We start from the raw sequence: 26,396 nt of genomic DNA, 5'->3' as shown, positions 1-26,396 counted from the left end.
CCCACGTCAACGCCTACTGTGCACCTTCCAACTGCGTGGCAATCGAGTCCGCCCAGGCATTGATTTCGGTCCAATCACGGAAATCACCTTCGACCGCACCCGCCAAACGCACGATAGTTCGTTCACGCAATGAAAGCAGTGACGGGAAATAACGCCCTGGGAACATTTTATGTTCAACGGCACGTACCCTGGTCAACACCGGACCAATACGTGATGGGTCCTGCGGAACGTGCTTGGGCACTCCATTCATCCCCACAGAAAAGGCCCAAACTGGGATGCGTTCCAATTCCTCTTCAAAGCGCATCATAAACTCGTGCGCCTGCTCAATCCACTGCATCATATAGACTGCCGAGCCACAGATAACAGCATCAAAGCCGTCCAGCGTCTCTACGTCTTCAGGGCTGCGCCTGCTCACCTCAAATCCGCGTTCCACCAAATGTTTAGCCAACGCGTCAGCAATTTCGGTTGTCGCCCCATGCTTCGAGGATGCCGTAACTAGGATGTGCATGAGATAAGTGTGACAGAGTTTCGAAGCGAAAGCCCGTCACAAAGTCCCGACTCTTATCCCTCTCAACGGCGTGACAGGTAATCTGCGCGCACAAAAGGGTCTTTAGGCACGCCCCTCGCTCACCTATGGCAAAGCCGCACCTAGGCCGATCCCTTCGCGCGCGCAGACAGCATCACAAGTGACGCAAGACCCTCACGCGCGCAGACGCCCACCAAGTTGCTTGGTCACGCGTTGAATAACATTTTGGCGTACAGCCGCAATTTCCTGCGCTGACAGTGTGTGGTCGCCGCGTAGACGCACAGCAAAGGCCAACGAACGATATCCCGCGTCAACCTGATCACCCTGATAAATATCAAAAAGGGTGACGCTTTCCGCTAGGGCACCCGCGCCTTGACGCACCGCCTGCTCAACGCGGGAGGCTGGAATATCAGCGGGAAGGACGAAAGCAAAATCTTCCTTGGCGACCGGATAGGTGGACACTGGCCGAACCTGCACGGGCGCCTCGTCCATCGCACCGATTAACGCATCCAGATCAATTTCGGCAGCGATCGCGCGAGGCGGCAAAGCAAACGCCTGACACACACCCGGATGCAATTCACCAGCCATGGCAATATCGACGAGGTCGCGGCCCCGCCGGACAAAAATACGTGCCACGCGACCAGGATGCCACGGCGCCACATCAGCCGGATCAGTTGCAGGACTCGGCATAGGAGCGCCCTTTAGTGTGCTCACTTGCGCCTCCCAAGCGCGACACACCTCGACGCGAACACCAAGTACGCTTGCCACACGTTTCACAGCGTCCACGCCATCATGCCAGTCATAGGCACGTTGGCCCTCCAACGCGGATCCTGTTTTTCCCGCAAGGACAATACCCACATGCCACGGTTGGCGTGGGGTACCTGCCATAAGTGCCGCAAGTTCCTCATCGGCAGGACGGCGGTCAGCACCAATGAGTGGTGTTGGCTGGCACCCCTCAGGGCGCACAACCATGCCGCATTCGAAAAGCCCTACGCCTTCCATACCTCGTGAAATATTACGCGCAGCAGTATCCAACAAGGTATCGATAATGGATGTCCGCAATAGCGGTGTGTCATCAGCCAACGGGTTACGTAAACGCAGTGCGTTGCGACGCGTATCGGAAGGAGTCAGGCGTTGACGATCAAAAGAGTCCGATACAAATGGGTAGGAATTGACCTCAACGAGCGCTGACTCAGCCAGGGTTTGCGCCACCATACGTCGCGCCTTTTGCGCCTGAGTGAGGCCTTTACCTGCGGGTGCAGCCGGTAGGACAACCGGAATATTGTCATAGCCGTCTAAACGGGCAATTTCCTCAACCAGGTGTGCCGGTCCCACCAGGTCAGGTCGCCACGACGGTGGTACAACCTGCAAGGCGTCATCCACATATGTGACGCTGCATCCGATGGTTTCCAGTAACTCAACGATCCGCTCCTGGCTATATTCAACCCCGGTGAGGCGCTGAGCATGGTCACAGGCAAAACGAATGGGCGCAGGTGAATATGTATCGTCCAGGTCTGTGACCGCAGGGTCTGCAACCCCACCGCCATAGCGAACCAGAAGGTCAACCGCCCGCTGCGCAGCCACCGCAGGCAGTCTCGGGTCAACACCGCGTTCAAAACGCTTGGAGGCTTCCGAAACCAGGCGGTGACGACGCGAGATGCGCGCAACGGACACCGCATCAAAATGCGCCGCCTCAAGTAAAATATCCGTCGTATGCTCCTCAACTTCGGAGTACTGACCGCCCATCACACCGGCAAGACCAATAATGCGTGTCCCCTCACCCTGTGGTGAATCAGTAATGAGTAGATCCTCGCCGTCAAGGGGACGCGTGACATCATCAAGTGTGACAAGGCTTTCGCCGGGCATTGCGCGCCGCACAACGATTGGGCTAACCAAAGCCGAAAGATCGTAGGCATGCATGGGTTGACCAAGATCTAACATCACGTAGTTGGTCACGTCTACTGCCAACGAAAGGGACCGCATACCTGCCGATTCAAGACGGTCAACAAGCCACTGTGGGCTTGGGGCCTGTGGATTAATGCCGCGGACGATACGCGCAACAAAACGGTCGCAGCCAATACGCCCATTAATAGGCGCCCGATCGGCCACCTTCACCGGGAAGCCATCAGCGGTGGCGGCAGGCACCTCGGAAATAATGGTGCCAACAACACCTGGATCACGGAAAGAAGCCCCCGTGGAATGCGAATATTCGCGGGCCACACCACGCATCGAAAAGCAATACCCGCGGTCAGGAGTGACGTTGATTTCAAGGATTTCTTCACCTAAACCAAGGAACCCAAGAAGATCAGAGCCCACGGCCGGGATATCGCGGTCAGGATAACGTTCGGTGAGGACGATAATGCCGTCGTGCTCATCTCCAAGACCAAGCTCCCGAGCCGAACAAATCATGCCATCAGAAATGTGCCCATAGGTTTTGCGCGCCGCAATGGCAAAATCTCCCGGTAATACTGCACCCGGCAGGCAAACAGCAACAAGGTCGCCTTCAACGAAATTATGGGCACCACAGATAATGCCGCGGCTAGGAAGGTCAGAAGGCTCTTTGCCGCTACCGGGCGCATCGTTATGCTCCCCCACGTCCACACGGCAATAATTGACGGTTTTCCCGTTGGAAGCCGTTTCTTTCACAATGCTCAGCACGCGCCCAACAACAAGTGGACCGGTAACTTTCGCGGGGTGGATTGTTTCTTCTTCGAGACCGACCTTTACCAGCGCTTGAGCAAGTTGCTCAGCAGTGGTACCGGCAGGGATATCGACATGATCTGAAAGCCAGCTCAATGGAACTAAAGGCATATCAACGACCCTTTCCGTGAATGCCGAATTGCTGGGAAAAACGCACGTCGCCTTCAACAATGTCGTGCATATCGGCAATACCGTGACGCAGCATCAACGTGCGCTCAAGCCCCATACCGAAGGCAAAACCGGTGTAACGCTCCGGGTCAACCCCATTGGCTCGCAACACATTGGGATTCACCATGCCACAGCCACCCCATTCGATCCAACCGGGACCACCCTTCTTCTGGGGGAACCACAGGTCCATCTCGGCGCTCGGTTCGGTGAAAGGAAAGAAACTTGGGCGCAGACGCGTCTTTGCCTCAGGACCAAACATGGCTTGAGCAAAATGGTCAAGAACACCTTTGAGATGCGCCATCGTGAGCCCTTCGTCCACCGCAAGGCCTTCGACCTGGTGGAAGACCGGCGTATGTGTGGCATCAAGCGCGTCGGAACGGAAAACCTTGCCCGGGCACGCAACGTAAATGGGAACGCCTCGTTCAAGCATGGCACGCGACTGGACCGGCGACGTGTGAGTACGCATCACCAGGTTCCCATCGGCAGGGTGCTCTCCGCCGACAGTCGTTCCGTCAACATAGAACGTGTCTTGCATTTGGCGCGCCGGATGATCGATGTCGAAATTCAAACTGTCAAAGTTAAACCACTCGTGTTCAACCTCGGGACCTTCAGCGATTTCCCATCCCATTGCCACGAAGAAATCCGCGATTTCTTCCTGCAGGGTCTCAAGTGGATGACGCGCCCCCACCTGATGGCGCATGTAAGTAGCAGTCACGTCAACAGACTCTTCAACGAGCACCCGCGCCTCGTACTGGGCCGCGAGCACATCTTCACGGGCAGCAAATGCGTCGGTGAGTGCTTTACGTGCGGCACCAAGATTGCGCCCTGCCGCACCACGATCACTCGCATCGAGGCTACCAATCGTGCGGTTGGCGAGGACAAGCGCAGCATTATCCCCAAGGAAAGCAGCACGCACAGTTTTCAATTGAGCCAAGTCGGTTGCGGCCGTGATCTCATCTAGTCCCTCATTGACGAGGCGGGCGACGGCCGTCTCATCAAGGGGATTAAGGCTGGGTGAACGCTCGTCCATATCCTTATTTCCTCAGTCGTCAATTCAACAAGCACCAAGGGTGCACCGTGAACATCATAGTTGTGCCACCACCGTAGGGGCAGCGCTGCCCATAGCAGGAGCGATTTAGTGCTCTTTGTAGTGGCCGCTAGAAGGGAAGGAACGCTCACTTACCGAAGCAACGTAAGCGCGTGCCGCCTCGCCAAGCGCAGCACCGACCTCACCAAAGCGTTGCACGAAGCTAGGCGCCCAATCACCCATACCTGCCATATCCGACCACACCAACACTTGCCCATCGGTATGTGGTCCGGCACCAATGCCGATCGTTGACACTGAAAGCTCCCGAGTAATACGCGAGGCAATATCGTCTGGCACCATCTCTAAGACCAGCGCAAAGACACCCGCTTCCTGTAGCGCACAGGCATCTTCAAAAAGACGTTCAGCGGCTTGGCCTCGGCCCTGCATACGGGGACCACCAAGGGCATTTTCGCTCTGAGGGGTGTACCCAAGGTGTCCCATCACAGGAATACCCCCTTGGGTGAGTAAACGAATTGTCTGGGCACGCGCGGCGCCACCTTCTAATTTCACAGCATGGGCGCCCGCGCGCATGAGTACTGCCGCGTTGTCAAAAGCCCGCGTGGAATCGGCCTCGTAGGTACCAAAAGGCAGATCAGCAACCACCATGACACGCTCAACACTTCGGGCCACTGCGCCTGTAGCCCGCTCCATATCGGCCAGCGTCACCTGGAGGGTGGAAGGATGCCCAAGCACGACATTGCCCAAAGAATCGCCAACAAGCAACATATCGACACCAGCTGCCTCAAATATGGGGGCCGTAAGTGCATCGTATGCCGTCAGCATTGTCAGCGGCCGCCCCTGCGCTTTGGCTTCGGCAACATGATGGATACGGAAACGCTTAGGGCGTGCCATAGGTGCCGCATGATGTGACATATGTGTCCTCACTATTTGCAGGGCGAAGTACCACCGCCATTTTCCTCCTTTTTTGCCACTATGACCAATGAAGTGTGCACGTCGCTGCCCCGCTATGCGGCGTATCCTGGTTTCATGACTGACCTTGACGCATTGGCTCGCCGCGCACCGTTGGGCACCCTCACCCCCGGCATTATTTCGCCCACACGCACCGTCCCGGACCACATTGATCGACCTGAATATATGTTCCATGACGGACCGGAGGTCGTCACCGCATCAGATATCAAAGACACCGAAACCATTGAACGAATCGCCGCTGCAGGCAAGCTCGCAGCACAGGCACTTGTTGAAGTTGGTCAGGCTGTTGCGCCCGGCGTTACAACGGATGAGCTCGACCGGATTGGGCACGAGTTCCTTTGTGATCACGGCGCATACCCATCGTGCCTGGGGTATATGGGCTTCCCTAAGTCAATATGCACCTCGATTAACGAGGTCATCTGCCACGGTATCCCCGACAACCGGCCCCTTGCCGAAGGCGACATACTCAACGTTGATATCACTGCTTACCTTGATGGTGTTCATGGTGATACATGCACGATGTTCGAGGTTGGTACTGTCGACGAAGAGTCTCATCTGCTTATTGAACGCACACGCCAGGCGATGCTCCGTGGCATCAAAGCAATACGCCCTGGCCGTGAAATCAACGTGATCGGTCGAGTGATTGAAGCCTACGCGAAACGTTTCCACTACGGTGTCGTCAAAGACTACACGGGCCATGGTGTTGGAGAAGCCTTCCATTCAGGTCTCATTGTTCCGCACTATGACGCAGCGCCTCGACACAACGAGGTGATGGAGGTCGGCATGGTATTCACTGTTGAACCTATGCTGACCCTGGGCACCGTTGAATGGGAGCAGTGGGAGGACGGGTGGACCATCGTCACCGCGGACCGGGGCCGTACTGCCCAATTTGAACACACGGTTGTTGTCACTGAAGATGGTGCGCGTATTCTCACGAGTGTGGACTAGGCATTATGGCGCCCACCACATAGGCTATGGTGTGGATTGAATCACCCAACTAACCTGAGAGGGAAAGTAATGGCTAACGTGGCGTGCGGTATCGATATTGGTGGCTCAGGAATCAAAGCGGCCATTGTCGATCTTGACTCAGGCGAATTCGTTGGCGACCGTATCCGTATCGAAACACCTCAACCTGCGACACCTGATGCTGTGGCTGATGTGTGCCGCCAACTCCTTGAACAACTAGACGTTGGTGCTGACATTCCAGTTGGTATCGCCTTCCCTGCCCCGGTCTTGAAGGGTGTCATTCCATTTATGGCCAACCTCGACGACTCTTGGGTAGGCATTGACGTCAACGAATTGATGCTCAAACACCTGGGACGCCCTGTTGCACCTCTTAACGACGCTGATGCGGCTGGTATCGCCGAGGTCGCTTATGGTGCCGCTAAAGGTGTGAAGGGAACCATTATTCTTACTACCCAAGGTACCGGCATTGGCTCTGCCATCATTGTTGACGGGGTGTTGGTTCCCAATACTGAGCTTGGCCACCTTGAAATAGACGGGTATGACGCTGAGAAACGTGCCTCAGCAGGACAAAAGACGCTGCAGGACCTGTCGTGGAAAAAGTGGGCCAAACGTCTCCAACGCTACTACTCCCATGTGGAGATGCTGTTCTCACCCGACTTATTTGTTGTCGGTGGTGGCGTATCGAAGAACCACGAGAAATTCATGCCGCTGTTAGATCTGCGCACACCAATGGTACCTGCTGTGCTTTTTAACACTGCGGGTATCATTGGTGCCGCGTATTGGGCGGCGACACGCGCGTAATTTAGGGCTGCTGAACGCCCATAACGGTGGGTCTTGCATGGTGCGGGACCCACCGTTTTGTACGTGACGACAGTTGCGTTGCGCGGTGCCCACCGCTTTACACCAAACCACTGTTGCACTGCGCATAATGCCTGCAGTCCCATGCGAAACCACCGCTGCATTGCGCAGGCGCAACGCGACCAGCCTTCACCCGGCTGTGCACTCCAGCTGCGTTACCTGCCTTTTTCCCGGCGAATACATGTGGCGGATGAGGCAACCGTACGCCGGGTTCTGTTCCGCGGACGCTCATCACGTACGCGGTGGCGACCATCCATCTAGGACTGCTGTTACCAGCAGCCTCAAGCGACCTACCCGCAGACATTGGGCGGGCCGCCCTTAGCGTCTACTGCTTGGTCTTGCTCCGAGTGGGGTTTACCAAGCCAACGCAGTCACCTGCGCTGCTGGTGGGCTCTTACCCCACCGTTTCACCCTTACCGTCACAGCTGCGACGGCGGTTTGTTTTCTGTGGCACTATCCCGCGGGTCACCCCGGGTGGCTGTTAGCCACCACCCTGCCCTGTGGAGCCCGGACGTTCCTCGACACCTCAGTGGGTGGCGCGGCCGCCTGGTTACCTCATCCGCTTGGCCATGGTACCGCGCAACGCGCCCACGTGCCGTATCCTGACCACGTGTTCATTTGGCTGCCCCCATCCGAAGGAAAAACTGCTCCCGCAACAGGCCCTGCCCTCGACCATGCTCATCTAGCATTCCCCCAGCTTTACGAGGCGCGCCGTCAGCTCGCCACGATTCTTGCTACTACCGATGGTGACGTCGGCAACGCGGTCAATGGTGCGATACTTCATTCCCCTTGCGCACCTGCCAGGACACTCTTTAGCGGCGTGTTATTTGCCGCAGCGCGCCTGTCGCATCTGGAACCTTTGGCACATACTCGGGCCTTGAAAACGGTGCGCATATTTAGCGGATTATTCGGTGTTGTCCTCCCCGATGATCTCGTCCCCGATCATCGTTTGCCTATGGCGACAACGATCCCGGGCCTCGGTTCGCTAGCCACATTTTGGCGCCCACACCTGGACCTTGCGCTCGCCAACGAGGCAGCTGAGGACCTCATCCTTGATTGCCGTTCCGGCGCATACCGCACTGCTTGCCGGGCACCTTGGGCGCATGTCGTCGAATTAGCGGTGGTAAGACAAAGCTGCGGCAAGCGGTGCGTGATTTCGCACGACGCAAAACGCTGGCGTGGGTTGGCAACTGCGGCCTTCCTTGCAGCGCCGACGAGTCCTGCTGACATTCAAGACGCCGACGAACTTGCGTCCCACTTGCACAGCCATCTTGATGCGATTGTGGCGACCGACGCTAAAGGTGTCGATCATCATGCCATCGCCGTTGAACTCACGCAGGCGAAATACACCAAACAAGGTGGTAGCCACCGTATCGCCACCTTGGTCACAGACTAGATCGCCTACACCTAGCCACCTTGGTCACAGACCAAAATACGTGCATTGGCTCAGTTCACCTACAGCGCGAGCCTCCATCTTAGCCGTTAGTGCGCACCACAATCTGACCTGTGTCTTCGGTCCAGTACAGCTGATCAGCAGGGGTACGTCGAATCACGTCGAGTTCAGCGGGCGACAAATCGGTTCCAATACCTTGAACCAGACCATTACGCACCTCCACGACGGCCAGTGCACCATTTTTTTCACGGGACCGTTCGTATTCAGCAACAAGGGCTTGCCCAAGGCTTGCGGCTAACTCACGCCGTTTGGCTATGACAGCACGCAATTCGTTATCTGCATCGGCCATATCGGCCAAGAAATCTGCCTTCACCTTTTCCGCGTCAGCGGTGATCGCCTCCATCTGGGCTTTCATGTCACTTGTTGCTTTGTCGGAAGCTTCGAGGCGTTCTTCAGCGGAGAGTTGGTCACTTTCAAGCGAGGCCAAACGCTGGTTCATTTGAGCGATTTCATGCTGCATTGCGCTGATGTCCCGCAGTGGCACTTCACCTTTGTCGACGCGACCCTGTTGACGGTCCCTGCGGGCAGTTACTTTTTCGATTTCTGCCTCAATACGTGCTGCCTCACGTGTGATATCTGCACGAACTGCGCTTTGGTTGATAATTGCCCGTTTGAGGTCGTCGGCGCGGGCAGCAAGTTCTCGCACGGTAGCGTGAGCAGGATGATGATCACGCGTATGCCGGAGAGCAGATTCACGCTGGTCAAGTGCTTGAAGCTCAAGAAGTTGAAGTTGGTCGGCGTGAGAGACGTTCACCGTAGTCCTCCGGTGGTGGGTCGATGGCTGGTCCAGGGTTCAGTGACAATGGTAGAGACTTCTACGCCAAGCGACACATTATCGGCCTCGGCGCTGTCACGAAGTTTGTCAGCCAGTAGCGGCAACCACGGCCATTCTGTGGCCCAATGACTTGCACAAAGCAGAGCAGGCCCACCGCCTTCGATATGTTCTGAAGCAGGGTGGTGGCGCAGATCGGCGGTAAGAAATACGTCGGCGCCCATCTGACGTGCTTGGGCAAGGAAATGATCGCCGGCTCCCCCACTGACCGCGATACGCGTGACGGGGGTCGCCTCGTCGCCGGCTACATACAGTCCGTGCGGACCTGCCGGTAAGACCGCCGCAACGCGGTTGGCGAAGTCTGCCAAGGTAGTCGTGGCAATTGTGCCGATGCGACCAAGCCCGATGGTGTATCCATGGGCATCGACACCGTGGGGAACAAGAGGCTGACACTCAGTCAGTCCGACCAGACGCGCCAATGCATCGGCAACACCGTCATGTGCCACATCAGCGTTGGTGTGGGCGCAGTACAGCGCCGCATTTGCACGGATTAGATCGGCAACCATCTTTCCTTTCGGGTCATTTTCCGGCAGGAAAGATGTGCCACGAAGATACAGCGGATGATGGGTGAGTAGCAGATCAAAGTTGCCGTCCACGCATTGCCCGACGGTAGCCGACACTGGGTCCACGGCAAGAAGTATCCGAGAAATATGTCGCTGAGGATCACCAAGGATGAGGCCGACGCGATCCCATTCTTCAGCGCTGTGGCGCGGGTACCATGCTTCGATGCGGCCGATTACGTCGGCAAGTGTCCACTGCTTCGTCATTGCCTAAGCCTATCGGGGCATGACATTCCTTTCATCTCGTCCATACCGCCGGTTTAGCACTGCCCATCGTGGTGGCGCGGAGTAGCATTGTCTGCCGTGCGTATCGTTGATTTATTGCCTCGTGGCCTCACTGATTATCTGGAGGTGGACCGCCTGCAGCGTGCTCTTCACAGTGAGGTGGTTGCCGGAGGTGAAGATGCGCTGATTGTTGCCGAATTTACGCCGACGTGGACGGCGGGCCGACACACGAAACCGCAGGATATTCCTGATACGACACTTGAGGTAATCCCGGTTGATCGGGCAGGTTCAGCGACGTGGCACGGCCCTGGGCAACTCGTGGTGTACCCAGTGGTGAAGTTGAAAGAACCGGTCGATACGCTGGCGTGGATTCGTAGTGTCGAGGCTGGAGTTCTCAGCGCATTACGCGACGTGTGGGGGCTTGACGTCGAACGTATTGACGGCCGCGCGGGGGTGTGGATTCGCGAGGCGGGCCTGCCGGACAGGAAAATATGCGCGATCGGTTTGAAGGTGGCGCGCGGAGCCACCCTTCACGGTATCGCCTTAAATGTCTCCATCGACATGGGGCGGGCCTTTTCTGGGATTATCCCCTGCGGCCTCGTTGATGCCGATGTGGCGAGTTTACATTGCGAAGGTGTCACCACCACCGTTGTCGGCGCTGCCAACCATGTCGTTACTCACCTTGTTGCCAGTATTTCTGGGCAACTTGCCCGCCCAGCCACTACCGTGACACGTATCACCGATATGGCATTGCCGCCCATTCAAGGAGAACCCGTATGAGCACTCTTCCTAGCCCTGAAGGCAGAAAGTTGCTCCGTGTCGAAGCGCGGAACTCACAAACGCCGATTGAGGATAAGCCGGATTGGATTCGCTCTCACGCACGTTCGGGCGAAAACTATATGGATATGCGCGCCCTCGCGGCTGGCAAGACCTTACATACGGTCTGCGCAGAAGCCAATTGCCCTAATATCCACGAGTGTTGGGAAGATCGTGAGGCAACCTTCCTTTTAGGAGGGCGTCTATGCACCCGCCGTTGCGACTTTTGCAATATCGCCACAGGTCGCCCCACCGAATATGACACCGACGAACCCCGCCGTGTCGCAGAGTCGGTGCGTGACCTCGACCTACGTTATGCCACCATTACGGGTGTGACACGCGATGACCTGCCCGACGGCGCCGCGTGGCTCTACGCCGAAACATGCCGCCTCATTCACGAACTCAGCCCCAATACCGGTGTGGAACTACTGGTTGACGATTTCCGCGGCCAACTCGACGGTGTCGAACTCGTGGTCAGTGCTGGCCCGCAGGTTTTTGCCCATAACCTGGAGACGGTTCCGCGGATCTTTAAGCAGATACGCCCCGCATTCCGATATGAGCGTTCCCTTGAAATGATTCGCCATGCGCACAGCCTCGGGGCGATGACAAAGTCGAATCTCATCTTAGGGATGGGTGAGACCCGCGACGAAATACTGTCAGCGATGGCTGACCTACGCAGTGCACACTGTGATTTGCTGACACTCACCCAGTATCTGCGTCCCTCCCCATTGCATCATCCGGTCGACCGTTGGGTACATCCAGAAGAGTTCCTTGAGCTGTCGGTTGCGGCTGAAGAGATGGGTTTTGTCGGTGTCATGGCTGGCCCTCTGGTGCGTTCGTCGTATAGGGCAGGCTCATTGTGGGCCAAAGGGATGCGCAGTGCTGGACGAAAGATCCCTGAGCATTTGGCGCATTTGGAAGACTCAGGTACCACGTTGCAGGAAGCGCGCACAGTACTGACGGATTTGCATCGTCGCCGCGCAGCACGGGAGGCAGTGAAAGCCAAACGAGCTATGGCTGAAGCTGCTGGTTAGTGTTGTGTCATGCCTAATGGGATATCACCGGTGTCCTTACCGGCTGTGTCAGTAGATGCTCACCCTGCGGCAGTAGACGCGGTTCCTGTTGCCGACTACTCACCTGCACGGGTCTTGGCACGTGCCGCAGCCCAGCGACCACACCGCCTTTCCTTGGTGAACGCCTCCACCGGTCAGCAGTGGACGGTGGCACAAGCATGGCGCGCTGTGTGTCAATCGGCACAGGTTTTACAGGACGCGGGTATCAGTGCTGGAGACCGCGTTGCAGTCGTTGCCTCGAATTCGCCGTGGCATTTCATTGTGCATGTCGCTGCGTCGCTACTTCACGGTGTCACCGTTCCCCTGTCGCCGCGCCTGCCTCGCCGCCAACTTCGCGCGTTACTGGATGACTGTCAACCCCGACTCATTCTCACTGAGGATTCACTGGTGAATCAGGGCGTTTTTTATCAAGACATGGTGATGTCCGTACAGGATTTTGCGCAGTTGACAGCGCGCGTATCACCTCAGTTCAACGGCAATATTGTGCCATGCCATCATCATGCGGCAGCTATTATTTACACCTCGGGAAGTACCGGCCAACCTCGTGGGATTACGCTCAGTCATCGGCACCTGTGGTGGGCAAGCGCATCATTTCGTGATGGCTTTGAGTACTCCCCCGGCACGGATATTGTGGGGGTTGCGGCACCTCTGTCACATATTGGCGGCTTCAATGGCACGTCGTTAGATGTCTTTAGTCATGGTGGCACAGTTGTCGTATTTGATTCCTTCGATGCTGACCTCATTGTGCGCAGCGTTGATCACTATGGAATCACGATGATGTTCGCTGTTCCCGCCATGTGTTATGCCCTGATAGAGGCACACACACGGCTGGGTACGCATTTGTCCACGTGGACTCGACCACTCATTGGCGGCGAAAAGCTCTCCCCTGTCTTAGCGCAAGATATGAAGAAAGCAGGACTTTCCCCCATCCACGTGTGGGGAATGACTGAAACGGGTGGGGCTGGTACCTTTGCGTCCCCAGAGATGTACGAGGCGCACCCGGGCACTATCGGTCAGCCTTTCCCCTACACGGACCTGCGCCTCGTCGATCAGGACGAGGCAGTGATCACCGGCCCGAATCTTGTCGGTACCCTTCAGGTACGCGGCCCCGGGGTCGTTTCAACCCCACCTACATCAGCGATGGAAGGATCCGCCACGCAGTCAACCTGGCTTGATACTGGCGATTTAGCGCAGTGGGATGATGGCGGGGCTCTCCATTTTGTTTCACGCGCTTCGCGCATGATTAACACGGGCGGAGAATTGGTCGCTCCTGCGGTGGTGGAAGAAGCACTACGTGCCCTTCCTCAGGTGCGCGATGCATTGGTCGTTGGCCTACCCGATGAACGCTGGGGACAGATTGTTGCTGCTCTGTTGGTCCCTGCCAACACCGCTAAGGTCCGAGGCGCTGTTGACAACGGGGACGAGGCTTTGTCTGGGCTTGATGCAGCGTCAAGGCACGAGAGTATGCTGCTGGGCGTTGACGCGATACGGAGTGCACTTGCTGGCGAACTGGCCCCGTGGCAACAGGTGCGCCATGTGGTGTGGACACAACGATTGCCACTGACGTCGACGGGCAAGCCTGATATTGCGGCTGCCGCCGCCCAGTTGGAACAGACACGCGCGTCAATCGAGGCCTAATTCTGGTGTCGTCAGCGTTGCGGGTTTTGGTGCCGTGAGCGTTGCGGGCGGCGCCATCAGATAAGTCACATGGTCACCCATAGGCAGCACCCATCGATTTGAGTAACATCAATGTGTCGTAATTAAAGGAGGGTTTTCCTATGGCTCGTCATCGCATTGTGATCATCGGTTCTGGCTTTGCTGGCCTTGTGGCGGCACGTCGTCTCCGAAAAGCCGATGCTGATATCACGCTCCTTGCTCGCACAAGTCACCACCTTTTCCAACCCCTGCTGTACCAGGTAGCCACCGGCATCTTATCCGAAGGTGATATTGCCCCAACGACTCGTGAAATCCTTCGCGGCCAAAAGAATGTGACCGTCTTACAGGCCCTCGTTGAAGATATTGACACTGATGCCCGCGTTGTCCGTTGGCGTAACCACAACCGTTGGGAAGAAACCCCCTACGACACGCTGATTGTCGCTGCAGGTGCGGGCCAGTCCTACTTCGGTAACGATCATTTCGCTGTCTTTGCGCCCGGCATGAAAAGTATCGACGACGCCCTTGAGTTGCGCGCACGTATTTTCGGCGCTTTCGAGCTGGCTGAGATCGAAGCCGACCCAAAGCAGCTTGAAAAGCTTTTGACATTTGTTGTGGTGGGCGCTGGGCCAACCGGTGTGGAGATGGCTGGACAGATACGTGAACTCTCGGCAAAAACCTTACGCGGAGAATTCCGCAATATTGACCCCACCGACGCGCGCGTAATCCTCGTCGATGGGGCACCCGGGCCGTTGCCTGTCTTTGGCGAAGACCTCTCCCATATCACCCGACGGAATCTTGAGAAACTCGGCGTAGAAATGCGGATGAACGCATTTGTCACCGACGTTGATGCCACCTCGGTGACTCTGCGCGACAAAGATGGCAACGTCGAAGTCATTGACTCCATGTGTAAGGTGTGGGCAGCAGGCGTCCAAGCCTCTCCCTTGGGCAAGGTACTGGCTGAGCGCACAGGTGTCGAATTGGATCGATCGGGGCGCGTCGTCGTCGACAAAGACCTCACCATCCCAGGCCACCCAGAAATCTTTGTCCTCGGTGACATGATGAGCGTACCAGGCGTGCCTGGCGTCGCTCAGGGCGCAATTCAGTCGGCACGCTTTGCTGCCGATACGATACTGGCCCGCCTCACGGGACGGGAGCCTCGCCAAGAAATATTTACCTATTTCGACAAAGGATCGATGGCAACGATTTCCCGTTTCCAGGCCGTTGTCAAGATGGGGAAGGTACGCCTGACCGGCTTCGTGGCTTGGGTGGCATGGTGCTTCCTCCATCTGCTTTACATTGTGGGCTTCAAATCGCAGATCGGAACCCTGCTTCACTGGCTCGTGGCCTTCATGTCGGGCGCGCGCCCACAACGCACGACAACCAATCAGCAGTTGGTAGGTCGCTTGGCGTTGGAAAGTTTAGGAACTGGATCATCAGGGCGCCTGGTTGCGGGCGAGCGGCTTGTTGATGATATCGACGCCGACGCCAGTGCTGACGCTGCGGATACTATCAAAGCTGATACTGCAGGTGCTGCCACTGCCACCACAGATAGTGCCCAGGACATTCAGGAAAGTACCGACACCGAAAGCACCAGCAACGATGAACCTGACACCAGCGGCTATCAGCCTGGTAACGCCGAAGAGGACAAAACTACCCTGTAGACAGATCACCCGAAAAGAAACCGCTGATCAGCGAGTACCTAGCACTAGTGGCTGCACATCGCACACAGGTGCCTCACGCATGGTGAATTAGCTCCACACCCACTCATTGCATATATGTCCACACGGGTGAGCCAGCACTGCCGCGACGCGGTAGTCACCGACCGGATAGGTCACCTTATTTTTGTGCAGGAAGCGCTATTTTTGTGCAGGAAGCGCTTTGAAAAGGGTGACGAAGAACAGCACTAACCCGACAGTCAGTACTGTATGTCCCACACCCGATACCAGCGTCATCACCCATGGAATATCCATCCCGCGTACCGAATGGAAGCCTCGACCAAATAGGGTAATGATGGTCAAGAACAGACCTACATTCCATGCGACAAGGAATGGCAGGTAGGTTTTACGTGAACTCAGCAGCATCGAACGCTCAAGGAGCAGGGCAATCAGCATCAGGATCATACCTAAGGTAAGGGTATGTCCATGTGTGAGGCCAAGGACGCCAGAGTCATATTCAGCGTGACGGGTGAGTTCACGAAAGGCAATCCCGCTTGTCAAACCCAGGGCTGCCCAAAATGACGCAAGGATCACCAAGGTTTTTTGTGCGCGGAGCGACTTCACCGAAGTTTCTGACATAGTGTCACAATAACAGATTAACGCCAATTCGCCCACCCATGCCAAATGCACTTAACACTGTTGTTAAGTCGGCACCCTCCTCATCCTGACGAATACACCGCCCCGATGGTTAAACCTGGCCGTGATCGGCGTCAATCTTGTGACAATCCTTGTACTGTCCCAGCTCATGAAAGCTGAAGGTCAGACATTCGCAGACCTCTTCACCCCGTTTAACGGCAGCGATATCCTCTGTGGACTCCTTTTCGGAGCGGTCATTATCGTCACATGGTTTCCCGCAGCCTTTATTGGCAATTTGTGGACAGGGGCCATCCTTCTGGGCGCATGGCTAATCGCCGCACTCATCACATGGTGGAGGTATCAGCGATGAAAAACACTGTGCGTGAGCTACGCGTTGAAAAACGCTGGACACAGGCAGAACTTGGCGAAAAACTCGGTGCCTCTGGGCAAACAATCATCGCTATTGAGAACGGAAAATACGACCCATCATTAGGGTGAGCTTTAAGATATCAGCAATTTTCGCCGTCGCACTGGAAGAAATTTTCACGCCTGACGCCGACGATATCGACAAAGCACGATAGGCGATTCGCACGCTATCGCCTGGTATATGGTGGGCCCGGCCGGGTTCGAACCGACGACTTCTGCGGTGTAAACGCAGCGCTCTGACCAACTGAGCTACAGGCCCTTGCCCCGAAGGGCACCAGATAAGTGTACTGGCAATAATCGTTTCGACAAATCCGAATCGCCCCACACCCACAAAAGCTGCGAGCCTCACACGGTCGCCTTGCGTGCGCCCCACCCCGAAAGGAAGAAATCCGCCCAAAGGCCGCCGACGCCTCGTCAATTATTGCCGAGGCACCAGCACCGTGAGATGGTATTCAGCGGCCTCGCGGACGGGCAGTAAGGCGAATCCCCGACCAATCGGCACCAACAGAGGCAGCCGACGTGGAGTTCAAACCAGCAACCTTTGCTGCTTCCTCCACGTCAGACACTGGTACTGCCTGCGCACGTCCCGGCTTAGGGATCAGCACCCACACGACACCACCATCATCAAGATTTGACACGGCATCAACCAGCACGTCAGCCAAATCTTCTTCGTCGGCGTCATCTGCTCGCCACCAAACGATGACACCATCGACGACATCTCCGTAGTCGACATCGACGAGCATTTCGCCGGTGTGCGACTCGACTGAGGCACGCAACGCCTCATCGCAGTCATCGTCGAGGTAAAACTCCTGCACAATCTGCCCTGCAGCGAATCCAAGGTTGACGGTCATGACAACCACCCGACTACCTGGCATTGAGTCTGATGTACTCCACGGGAAAACACATGCACATCGTATGACATTGCGGCGCATCGCACATCTCTTCGATCAAAATGTTGCGCAATTGAGTCCTGAACATGAATTCGAACTAAATGAGGCTTTTCCCATAGGCCGGAAGTCCCCTACAAGGGTGAAAAAGAACGACGAACGTTAGACAATAGAGGCAAGCAACAAAGGCGTACACCTCAGCCGCCAACACAGATGAGACGAAGGATATTCAGAGCCGATGAGCGAGTTGCATCCCGTAGTCAATGGCCTACTCAGCCAAGTCCCTGACAATGACCCCGCAGAAACCGCCGAATGGGTCGAGTCACTGGCCGGTTTGATCGACGAAAAAGGTGGACCTCGGGCCCGCTATATCCTCATCCACATGCTGGAGCAGGCGCGCCGCGCAGGCGTGCAACTGCCGCAGAACTACACCACCCCATACGTCAACACGATCCCAGTGGCAGATGAGCCGTACTTCCCCGGCGACGAAGCGATGGAACGCCAGTATCGTCGTTGGATCCGATGGAACGCCGCCGTCCAGGTAACACGCGCACAACGCCCAGGCGTCAAAGTTGGTGGACATATCTCGTCCTACGCGTCAGTGTCGACCCTGTACGAAGTGGGTCTCAATCACTTCTTCCGCGGCAAAGACCACCCCGGTGGTGGCGACCATGTCTTCTTCCAAGGGCACGCCTCCCCTGGACCGTATGCACGCGCCTTCCTTGAAGGCCGCCTCACTGAAGAAGAAATGGACGGTTTCCGTCAGCAGGTGTCAACCCCCTCAGGACTGCCCTCCTACCCGCACCCCCGTCAACTCCCCGATTTCTGGGAGTTCCCCACGGTGTCGTTAGGACTTGGGCCAGCTGCAGCTATTTACCAGGCATGGTTCGACAAATACCTCCACCTGCGCGGCCTTAAAGACACCTCCCAACAGCGCACCTGGGCGTTCATCGGTGACGGTGAAATGGATGAACCAGAATCGCGTGGACTGCTTCAGCTGGCTGCCCAACAAGGCTTAGATAACCTGACCTTCGTCATTAACTGCAACCTTCAGCGCTTGGACGGGCCGGTTCGCGGCAACGGCAAAATCATTCAGGAACTTGAAGCCTTCTTTAAGGGCGCTGGCTGGAATGTCATCAAGGTGATCTGGGGTCGCGGCTGGGATCAGTTACTCGCAGCAGATAAGGACGACGCACTGGTCCACCTGATGAATGACACCCTTGATGGTGACTACCAAACCTTTAAAGCCAATGACGGCGCCTACGTGCGCGAACACTTCTTTGGCCGTGATCCTCGCACCAAGGCGATGGTGGAAAACTGGACCGACGACCAGATTTGGGCACTTCAGCGTGGTGGGCACGACTACCGGAAGGTCTACGCCGCATACAAGTCCGCTGTGGAACATACGGGACAGCCCACCGTGGTTTTGGCGCACACCATTAAGGGTTACGCATTAGGGTCGAACTTTGCTGGCCGTAACTCCACGCACCAGATGAAAAAGATGACGCTGGACGACGCCAAGATGCTGCGTGATCGTCTGCAGATTCCCATCACTGACGAACAACTTGAAGCTGACCCCTACAAGCCTCCGTACTACATGCCCCCAGCAGATCACCCTGCGCTACTTTACATGAAGGAGTTGCGTGAGAAACTGGGCGGATGGGTGCCAGAGCGTCGTAGCCATAATCCTCAGCTTCCTGAACTCCCTGCAAAGCCTTTCGAAGCGCTGGCCAAGGGTTCAGGTCAGTTGGAGGTGGCGACCACCATGGCGTTGGTACGTCTGATGAAGGACCTGCTTAAAGACAAGAACGTCGGCCGCTACATGGTGCCGATTATTCCTGACGAGGCACGCACCTTCGGTCTTGACGCAATCTTCCCCTCGGCGAAGATTTTCAACACCCACGGGCAGAACTACACGCCAGTAGACGCTGACCTTATGCTGTCCTACAAGGAATCTGAGCAAGGACAGGTACTTCACACGGGCATTACCGAAGCTGGTTCAGCAGCTGCGCTGCAAGCTGTCGGCACCGCATATACGACACATAACCTGCCGATGGTACCGTTCTACATTTTCTACTCGATGTTCGGTTTCCAACGCACCGGCGACCAGTTCTGGGCTGCTGCCGACCAGTTGGCCCGCGGTTTCGTTATCGGTGCGACCGCTGGCAAGACCACATTGACCGGTGAGGGCCTCCAGCACCTCGATGGACACTCGCATCTGATTGCTGCCACCAACCACGGTTTCGTCGCTTACGACCCGGCGTATTCCTACGAGATTCGCCATATCGTCTTTGATGGCCTACAGCGCATGTACGGCCCAAGTGATGGCCGCGATCCTAATGTCTTGTACTACCTCACCGTGTATAACGAGCCATACCAGCAGCCTGCTGAACCTGAGAATCTTGACCGCGAGGGCCTGCTCAAGGGTATCTACAAGGTGGAAGATCATTCCGGCTACGGGCACAAGGTCCAGTTGCTCGGCTCGGGCGTGTCGGTACCGTGGGTACGGCAAGCTAAACGCATCCTCGCCGAACAATGGGGTGTGGACGCTGCCGTGTGGTCTGTGACGTCGTGGACAGAACTACGTCGTGATGCGTTGGAAGCTGACGAACACAATTTCCTTCACCCCAATGGTGAGAAACGTACACCTTTTATTGCCACACGCCTAGGCGGTGCACAAGGCCCGTTCATTGCCTCTACCGACTACGATCGTATGTTGCCTGACCTGGTACGCCAGTGGGTTCCCGGCACCTACCATGTGTTGGGTGCCGACGGCTTCGGTTTGTCCGATACGCGCCGAGCTGCACGTCGCCACTTCCATATTGACGCTGAATCAATTGTGCTGCGCACATTGCAGGCGTTGGTAGAAGAAGGCCGCATGGACCATTCGGTCCTTCAGCAGGCAATCGAACGCTACGATCTGCACAACATTCCAGCTGCAGAAGTGGTCCACGAAGACTAACAATGCAAGGGGGGGGCAGTTCACATGTGGTGAACTGCCCCCCCTTGTGTATGACGGGCGGACGCCGCACTTTTCTACACCGACTCAGCAAACTCGGGCAACGCCTCGTTTCGCAGACGTGTCCCCTCAGCACTTGGCGCCGGGCGGGCAGAACGAAATGGTAGACGACCCCCCGCGTTGAGATAACACGACGGACAGAGCGACTCGTAGGTGACCGCTACCCCATCGATGGCCACCTGCTCGCCATCGAAAACGTAGGCATCGTTGACCTTACGGCCGTTGAACATGGCTTTACGGCCGCATCGGCAGATAGTTTTCAGTTCTTCCAGCGAGTGCGCAACCTCAAGTAAACGTCGGGCACCGGGGAATGACACAGTTCGAAAATCTGTCCGAATGCCATAAGCAATCACCGGGATATTCAGCTCAACGGCAACCGTCATCAGATCGTCGACTTGTGCCTCGGTAAGGAACTGGGCCTCATCTATCAAGATGCACGCGACCGACTCCCCTGGCCCTGCCACCGCCTCGGAAATAAGCGCCATGAGGTCAGCATCGCTGTCAACCAACAGATCGACCTCACGGCTCACTCCGAGACGCGAGACAATCTGGCCACCACCTTTGGTATCGATAAACGGTTTGAGCAGCAGGACACGCTGTCCACGTTCCTCGTAGTTGTGGGCTGCCTGCAGCAGGGCCGTGGATTTACCAGAGTTCATCGCTCCGTAACGAAAATAAAGTTTGGCCACCACAGGATCCTTTCATTCGCCCCGAATCATACCGTGGCGAGGCAGGTGTTCAGGCGCAACTGCTGCGGCGCGGACACGGCGTACCACTTCCTGCTGGTAATCAACCAATCAAACGTCCACGGAAGGAGGGATTTGCCAGGTTTTCCGGCGAGAGTATTTGATCGACCTCTTCTGGGCTGAGCAAACCCATTTCTAGAATAATGTCGCGCACAGTGCGGTTTTCTTCTGCTGCGCGTCGCCCGACGATATCGCCTTTATGGTGCCCAATAACGTCGTTAAAGTATGTGACAACCCCAATGGACCCCGTGACATACCCCAAGCAGACGTCCTTATTGGCGGTGATGCCTAATACGCAACGTTCACGCAGTGTGTCACACGCATTGGTGAGCAGGCTGATGGAACTAAATAGTCCTTGGGCGATCACCGGTTCCATCACATTGAGCTGAAGCTGCCCGGCTTCGGCAGCCATCGTCACTGTCAGATCGTTACCCATCACCTCAAAGCACACCTGATTGACGACTTCAGGGATGACCGGATTAACTTTGGCTGGCATTATGGACGAACCTGCCGCCATCTCGGGCAAATTAATTTCATTCAGTCCCGCTCGAGGGCCCGATGCCAAAAGTCGAAGATCATTGCAGATTTTCGACAGTTTCACCGCAGTGCGTTTAATGGTGGCATGCATCGAAACGTAGGCACCCGTGTCGGATGTGGCCTCAATGAGGTTCGAAGCGCCTTTAATGGGTAGGCCCGTAATCATTCGCAGGTGACGCACTGCGGCCTCTTGGTATCCTGGCGGCGTATTGAGCGCAGTACCAATGGCGGTGGCACCAAGGTTTACTTCCAACAGCAGGTCAGAGTTGTTAATCAGACGATCGTCCTCTTCGCGCAAGGTCACAGCAAATGCCATCATTTCTTGGCCAAGCGTCATCGGCACTGCATCTTGAAGCTGTGTGCGTCCCATTGTGAGGATGTCAGCGAATTCTTGTCCTTTTGCTGCGAAGGCATCCGCGAGCGCATCGACAGCTGTGCGTAGGCGTGCCACTTCGCGATGCAAGGCGATGCGGAATGCAGTGGGGTAGGCGTCGTTGGTGGATTGGGAACGGTTGACGTCGTCATTAGGGTTGATGATGCCGTACTGCCCTTTTTCGTGTCCGGTCAATTCAAGGGCAAGATTGGCAATGACTTCGTTGGCGTTCATATTGACGCTGGTGCCTGCACCGCCTTGGAATTGATCGACAGGGAACTGATCCATGCAACGCCCGTCGTTGACAATGGCGTCGCAGGCTTCAACGATGGCGTCGGCCACCGCTGGGTCAAGGACGCGCAGTTCACGGTTGGCCAACGCTGCTGCTTTCTTTACTTGGACGATGGCGCGCACCATCTCAGGCACATCGGAGATGGTGCGTCCTGAGATTTGGTAGTTTTCGATAGCTCTGAGTGTGTGAATCCCCCAGTATGCATCGGCAGGGACATCGCGTTCGCCAAGTAGGTCGTATTCAACGCGCGTATTCATAACTCTAGGCTCCTTCGTCGCAGCATCGGTCACAACTAGTGTACGTCGCCCCCAGTACACCTGGTGAATGCTCGCACGCGATACCGTGCGCCGCGTGGACCACGAGGAGTGCCGATCCTCTCCCTTATTCGGCGCCAACCTCAGGTGTAACCGTTAGCCATGGCTGGGATGGAAGAAGGCCCACCAGCGTTCGCGCCCCACCATGCTGGTTGCACCCAGGTCAATTCCGGCTGGACATACGCGCACACATTCGCCGTATCCTGAGCAGGCGCCGAAGTATTCATCGAGCGCCGAGGCGGTGGCGCGAGCGCGACGACGGCGTTCCATTGCGGGTATGGGGAGGCGTGCGAGGTGTGCCAAGCGTGCACCCGCGTATAGGGCCGCTGACCCATTTGGGCAGGCAGCGACACATGCGCCGCAGCCGATACAGGCGGCAAAATCCAGTGCGGCCTCTGCGGTGTCATGTCCGATGGGCGTGCTGTCGGCATCTGGGGCAAGTCCAGTGTCGACGCTGGCGTATCCGTTGGCCATCGTAACGTGGTCCAGGACACTGCGATCAACGACGAGGTCTTTGATGACCGGATACAGACCGGATCGTAGCGGTTCGATGGTGATGACGTGCCCTTGTGGGACTTGTCCGAGGCGTTGGTGGCAGGCAGGTAGATTGTCGTGCCATCCGTGGGGTTTGCCATCTACCGTTAGGCCGCAGGCGCCGCATATTCCTTCGCGGCAGTCCGATTCAAAAGCGACAGGTGCGCCTCCGGACTTGGTGAGTATTTCGTTGAGGGAATCCAGTGCTTCGAGGATGCTCATATGTGGTTCGCATTCGATGGGGTACTCCACGAATGTACCGCGCTCATTGGGGCCGTTTTGTCGCCAGATTTTGAGGATGATATTCATTGGTAGCTCCTCGTTGCTACTGTGACACTGCGGTAGGTGAGTTCTTCGCGATGGTGGGTCAATATCGGATCCTGATCCCATGCTTGGCTTTCCCATGCTGACACGCATTGCCACCGTTCGTCGTCACGTTGGGCTTCACCGTCGCTTTGGTATTCGCTTCTAAAGTGAGCGCCGCAGGATTCTTCACGGTGTAATGCGTCGACGCACATCAGCTGCGCAAGTTCAAGGTAGTCTGCAACGCGGCCTGCCTCGACAAGATCCGGGTTGTATTCGTCGTTGGTACCGCTGACACGAAGGGTGTCGTAGAACGCATGTCTCAGGTCAGCAATATCGTTGATTCCACGAAGTAGCCCCTCTTTGTTGCGCACGACGCCGCAGTCGCGGTAGAGGATGCGGCCTAATTCGCGGTGGAAGACTTTCGCGGGTGTGTCTCCGTTGATGGAGCGGAGCCTGTCGAGGCGGTGGCGCACCCGTGTGATAGCAGCAAGGGCAGCCGGATGGTCCTGGGTGATCAGTGGTTGTCCAAGGAGTGTGGCAAGGTAATTGGGGACGGTGCGTGGCAGGGTGAAGGATCCGTCAACGCAGGCCGCAAGGAGAGAGTTGGCGCCTAATCGGTTGGCACCGTGGTAGGCAGCGTTGGCTTCTCCTGCGACGAACAACCCTGGTATTGACGTCATCAGATCGTAGTCGACCCATAGTCCACCCATGGTGAAATGTGCCCCTGGTGCGATACGCATCGGCTGTATATAGGGGTCTTCCCCTGTGGCATCATGGTACATCGCAAAAAGGTTGCCGTAGCGTTCGGCGATGATGGTCGTTCCGAGGCGTTCTATGGCATCGCGAAAATCCAGGTAGACAGAGTTTTTCAGTGGACCAACGCCGTTGCCTGCTTGGATTTGAGCATAGGCAGCGCGTGAGGCAATATCGCGCGGCGTGAGGTTTCCAAAGGCTGGGTAGAGGCGTTCAAGGTAGTAGTCACGTTCGCTGTCGGGAATGTCGGCTGCTTGCCGCGTATCACCTGTTTGACGTGGCACCCAGATACGTCCGTCATTGCGCAGTGATTCGGACATGAGGGTCGTTTTCGACTGCCAGGGAGATGATACCGGTAGCGCGGTTGGGTGGAATTGGATGAGGGAAGGCGAAGCCATATAAGCACCTGCCCGGTGGCATCGCCAGGCTGCAGTCGCATTAGAGTTTTTCGCCAGTGTGGAGTGGAAGTAAATATTGCCGTAGCCGCCAGTGGCAAGGATAACGGCGTGCCCGGGATGAAATTGAATGGTGCCAGTCCTTAAGTCACGGGTGACGACACCGACAGCACAACCGTCTTTGGTTACCAGATCTAGCATTTCGTGACGGACCCACAGTCGGATGCGACCTTGTCCAACCTGCCGCATTAAGGCACTGGATGTGGCAACTTGAAGTTGTTGTCCGGTTTGGCCGCGAGAATAGTAGGTGCGTGACACTTGGACGCCGCCGAAGGAGCGCGTCGATAGTGAACCCGCGTATTCGCGAGCGAAGGGTACGCCGAGGGCATTCATGTGGTCAATGACGCGGCTCGATTCGGCACCAAGTCGCCATGCTTCAGATTCGCGTGCTCGGAAGTCGCCGCCTTTGAGGGTATCGCGGACGAAGCGTTCCAATGTGTCTCCGTCGACGCGGCGCGCCCGGGCGGCGTTGATACCACCTTGGGCGGCGACCGAGTGGGCACGTCTGGGGGTGTCGTGGAAGGTGATGACATCAACGGTGTAGCCTAATTCTGCCAGTGCGGCTGCAGCCCCAGCGCCCGCCAGTCCTGTCCCGACGACGACGATGGTGAAGCGTTTGCGGTTTCCGGGGCTGACCAGTTTGGCATTTGCAATGTAGTGTTCCCATGCGTTTTCGGGTGCGCATTGGGGTTCGCGTGCATCTAGGGCGTGTCCTTGGCGTATCTGTGGTGTGGGCATCAGTTGCCTCCAACAATCAGTGCGTACACGATGACGACGCCGTTACCGATGAGGATCGTTAGTGCGATGATCCCGCTGACGACATGGATGAGGCGTCGGCTGCGTCTGGATGTGCCCCCAAGATCTTGCCAGGCTTGCGGTAGTCCGTGAGCAATATGGAGAGCAAGGGCAGCTAGGGCAACTAGGTAAGTGATGGCCACCAGTGGCCTAGACAGAGAGGCGATGACATTGGCGGCGACGTGGAAGGCGGGGTTAGGGTGTTGGAAACTTTCCGAGGCGACGATAACACCCAGCGTCAGATCCGCTAGGTGGATGGCGAGGAACAGAAGGAGGATGAGCCCGGTGGGTAACATCATGCTGGCAACACGGCCTTGAAAGGCGCGTTTCCTTGTGCCTGGTGTCTTGGTGGCACGTCCTTGACGCCACAGGCTCCATGCGCACAGCACATGGGTGGCCAGGGCCACGGTCATCACGATGCGGAAGAGCCACAAAAAACCTTCATATGGCAGCAGTGGCACAAGAAGCTCCCGCAACCACTGGGCATAGTAATCAAGGTCGGCCGGGTCCATGAGCAGCTTGAGGTTGCCGATCATGTGAATAAGAACGAAGGCAGACATGATGAGGCCGGTGGCACCCATGAGGCTTTTTGCCACCCAAGAGGGTAGCCGTTTTTTCTGTTTCTGTACTTCCTGCTGACCGTGGACCTCCATGTCGCACCCCCTTCACATCAGTCTACGTGACCTAGAGCACAAATGCGACGTGTTGGTGATCGTGACTACATGCGCTCACACCTCCCAAACCCATGACCTCCTCCACCAACTACGCGAACCGCCCCAACATTTGGCAGGTCCAACACCGCCAGCCTGAACTAGCTC

23 protein-coding genes, 1 tRNA gene and 1 other RNA gene are annotated in these 26,396 nt (G+C 56.6%); 10 read left to right on the top strand and 15 right to left on the bottom strand.

From position 1 onward, the window contains the following. Positions 1-13 precede the first annotated feature (13 nt). The 4 genes from G438_RS0103465 to panB form a co-directional block, all read right to left on the bottom strand. Complete coding sequence (locus tag G438_RS0103465; RefSeq protein WP_026460175.1) at positions 14-508, bottom strand: flavodoxin domain-containing protein; 495 nt, start codon at positions 506-508, stop codon at positions 14-16. 192 nt (positions 509-700) lie between these two features. Next, positions 701-3,337 carry a phenylalanine--tRNA ligase subunit beta gene (gene pheT / locus G438_RS0103460; RefSeq protein ID WP_026460174.1) on the bottom strand — a complete coding sequence of 879 codons (2,637 nt, stop codon included), beginning with the start codon at positions 3,335-3,337 and terminating at the stop codon, positions 701-703. Between the two features lies 1 nt (position 3,338). Then, positions 3,339-4,424: a phenylalanine--tRNA ligase subunit alpha gene (pheS, locus tag G438_RS0103455; protein WP_026460173.1), complete on the bottom strand. Its 1,086-nt coding sequence runs from the start codon at positions 4,422-4,424 to the stop codon at positions 3,339-3,341. A 105-nt stretch (positions 4,425-4,529) separates the two neighbouring features. Beyond that, on the bottom strand, positions 4,530-5,333 hold the full coding sequence (gene panB, locus G438_RS0103450) for a 3-methyl-2-oxobutanoate hydroxymethyltransferase (protein WP_240470969.1): 804 nt from the start codon (positions 5,331-5,333) through the stop codon (positions 4,530-4,532). A 135-nt stretch (positions 5,334-5,468) separates the two neighbouring features. Here panB and map point away from each other — a divergent pair, with 135 nt between their 5' ends. Beyond that, positions 5,469-6,359, top strand: coding sequence for a type I methionyl aminopeptidase (gene map / locus G438_RS0103445; protein ID WP_026460171.1), 891 nt, complete (start codon positions 5,469-5,471; stop codon positions 6,357-6,359). Positions 6,360-6,428: 69 nt separating this feature from the next. Beyond that, complete coding sequence (gene ppgK / locus G438_RS0103440; RefSeq protein ID WP_026460170.1) at positions 6,429-7,178, top strand: polyphosphate--glucose phosphotransferase; 750 nt, start codon at positions 6,429-6,431, stop codon at positions 7,176-7,178. Positions 7,179-7,422: 244 nt separating this feature from the next. Here the strand turns inward: ppgK and rnpB are convergent. Then, positions 7,423-7,793, bottom strand: an RNA gene (gene rnpB / locus G438_RS11865) — RNase P RNA component class A. Between the two features lie 52 nt (positions 7,794-7,845). On the opposite strand from rnpB, the gene G438_RS0103435 reads away from it, so the two are divergent. Beyond that, a complete protein-coding gene (locus tag G438_RS0103435; RefSeq protein WP_026460169.1) occupies positions 7,846-8,631 on the top strand; it encodes a YaaA family protein in 786 nt (261 codons plus the stop codon). Positions 8,632-8,710: 79 nt separating this feature from the next. Here the strand turns inward: G438_RS0103435 and G438_RS0103430 are convergent, their stop codons facing one another. Together G438_RS0103430 and G438_RS0103425 are read right to left on the bottom strand one after the other, a co-directional pair. Next, positions 8,711-9,442: a zinc ribbon domain-containing protein gene (locus G438_RS0103430; protein ID WP_026460168.1), complete on the bottom strand. Its 732-nt coding sequence runs from the start codon at positions 9,440-9,442 to the stop codon at positions 8,711-8,713. Beyond that, the gene (locus tag G438_RS0103425; protein ID WP_026460167.1) at positions 9,439-10,287 is read right to left on the bottom strand and encodes a Nif3-like dinuclear metal center hexameric protein; all 849 of its coding nucleotides are present in this window, start codon (positions 10,285-10,287) and stop codon (positions 9,439-9,441) included. The genes G438_RS0103430 and G438_RS0103425 overlap by 4 nt, the downstream gene beginning before the upstream one ends. A 96-nt stretch (positions 10,288-10,383) precedes the next feature. Here G438_RS0103425 and lipB point away from each other — a divergent pair, with 96 nt between their 5' ends. The 4 genes from lipB to G438_RS10530 all read left to right on the top strand — a co-directional run bounded on the left by lipB (position 10,384) and on the right by G438_RS10530 (position 15,511). After that, a complete protein-coding gene (gene lipB, locus G438_RS10535) occupies positions 10,384-11,085 on the top strand; it encodes a lipoyl(octanoyl) transferase LipB (protein WP_051259249.1) in 702 nt (233 codons plus the stop codon). Then, the gene (gene lipA, locus G438_RS0103415; RefSeq protein ID WP_026460166.1) at positions 11,082-12,155 is read left to right on the top strand and encodes a lipoyl synthase; all 1,074 of its coding nucleotides are present in this window, start codon (positions 11,082-11,084) and stop codon (positions 12,153-12,155) included. Before lipB ends, lipA begins: the two co-directional genes overlap by 4 nt. Positions 12,156-12,164: 9 nt before the next feature. After that, positions 12,165-13,832, top strand: a complete 1,668-nt coding sequence (locus tag G438_RS0103410; protein ID WP_084403016.1) for a class I adenylate-forming enzyme family protein — start codon at positions 12,165-12,167, stop codon at positions 13,830-13,832. Positions 13,833-13,972: 140 nt separating this feature from the next. After that, on the top strand, positions 13,973-15,511 hold the full coding sequence (locus tag G438_RS10530; protein WP_084403014.1) for an NAD(P)/FAD-dependent oxidoreductase: 1,539 nt from the start codon (positions 13,973-13,975) through the stop codon (positions 15,509-15,511). Positions 15,512-15,706: 195 nt separating this feature from the next. Here G438_RS10530 and G438_RS0103400 read toward each other — a convergent pair whose 3' ends face one another. Then, positions 15,707-16,144 (bottom strand): DUF2871 family protein, encoded by a 438-nt coding sequence (locus tag G438_RS0103400; protein WP_051259241.1) that lies wholly within the window; start codon positions 16,142-16,144, stop codon positions 15,707-15,709. A gap of 121 nt (positions 16,145-16,265) precedes the next feature. Between G438_RS0103400 and G438_RS0103395 the strand changes: the two genes are divergently transcribed. Further along, positions 16,266-16,511 carry a hypothetical protein gene (locus G438_RS0103395; protein ID WP_026460163.1) on the top strand — a complete coding sequence of 82 codons (246 nt, stop codon included), beginning with the start codon at positions 16,266-16,268 and terminating at the stop codon, positions 16,509-16,511. Beyond that, positions 16,508-16,639 (top strand): helix-turn-helix transcriptional regulator, encoded by a 132-nt coding sequence (locus G438_RS12725; protein WP_338054381.1) that lies wholly within the window; start codon positions 16,508-16,510, stop codon positions 16,637-16,639. Before G438_RS0103395 ends, G438_RS12725 begins: the two co-directional genes overlap by 4 nt. A 110-nt stretch (positions 16,640-16,749) precedes the next feature. On the opposite strand, the gene G438_RS0103385 is transcribed toward G438_RS12725, so the two are convergent. Further along, a tRNA-Val gene (locus tag G438_RS0103385) sits at positions 16,750-16,826 on the bottom strand. 193 nt (positions 16,827-17,019) lie between these two features. Continuing rightward, the gene (locus G438_RS0103380; RefSeq protein WP_026460162.1) at positions 17,020-17,418 is read right to left on the bottom strand and encodes a DUF3052 family protein; all 399 of its coding nucleotides are present in this window, start codon (positions 17,416-17,418) and stop codon (positions 17,020-17,022) included. A 274-nt stretch (positions 17,419-17,692) separates the two neighbouring features. Between G438_RS0103380 and aceE the strand changes: the two genes are divergently transcribed. Beyond that, on the top strand, positions 17,693-20,416 hold the full coding sequence (gene aceE, locus G438_RS0103375; RefSeq protein WP_026460161.1) for a pyruvate dehydrogenase (acetyl-transferring), homodimeric type: 2,724 nt from the start codon (positions 17,693-17,695) through the stop codon (positions 20,414-20,416). 74 nt (positions 20,417-20,490) lie between these two features. Here aceE and G438_RS10520 read toward each other — a convergent pair whose 3' ends face one another. The 5 genes from G438_RS10520 to G438_RS10515 all read right to left on the bottom strand — a co-directional run bounded on the left by G438_RS10520 (position 20,491) and on the right by G438_RS10515 (position 26,231). Beyond that, on the bottom strand, positions 20,491-21,162 hold the full coding sequence (locus tag G438_RS10520; protein ID WP_084403012.1) for a thymidine kinase: 672 nt from the start codon (positions 21,160-21,162) through the stop codon (positions 20,491-20,493). Positions 21,163-21,262: 100 nt separating this feature from the next. Further along, positions 21,263-22,678, bottom strand: a complete 1,416-nt coding sequence (aspA, locus tag G438_RS0103365) for an aspartate ammonia-lyase (protein WP_026460160.1) — start codon at positions 22,676-22,678, stop codon at positions 21,263-21,265. A 153-nt stretch (positions 22,679-22,831) separates the two neighbouring features. Continuing rightward, entirely contained in the window at positions 22,832-23,578 is a 747-nt protein-coding gene (locus tag G438_RS0103360) for a succinate dehydrogenase/fumarate reductase iron-sulfur subunit (RefSeq protein ID WP_026460159.1), read from the bottom strand. Next, on the bottom strand, positions 23,575-25,521 hold the full coding sequence (locus G438_RS0103355; RefSeq protein ID WP_026460158.1) for a fumarate reductase/succinate dehydrogenase flavoprotein subunit: 1,947 nt from the start codon (positions 25,519-25,521) through the stop codon (positions 23,575-23,577). The genes G438_RS0103360 and G438_RS0103355 overlap by 4 nt, the downstream gene beginning before the upstream one ends. Beyond that, positions 25,521-26,231: a succinate dehydrogenase cytochrome b subunit gene (locus tag G438_RS10515; protein ID WP_034284918.1), complete on the bottom strand. Its 711-nt coding sequence runs from the start codon at positions 26,229-26,231 to the stop codon at positions 25,521-25,523. Before G438_RS10515 ends, G438_RS0103355 begins: the two co-directional genes overlap by 1 nt. Positions 26,232-26,396: the final 165 nt, after the last annotated feature.

The organism is Schaalia suimastitidis DSM 15538 (assembly GCF_000429105.1).
GTDB lineage: Bacteria > Actinomycetota > Actinomycetes > Actinomycetales > Actinomycetaceae > Pauljensenia > Pauljensenia suimastitidis.
Note: the sequence above shows the minus strand (reverse complement) of the source record. Positions and strands in the feature narration are given on the sequence as shown.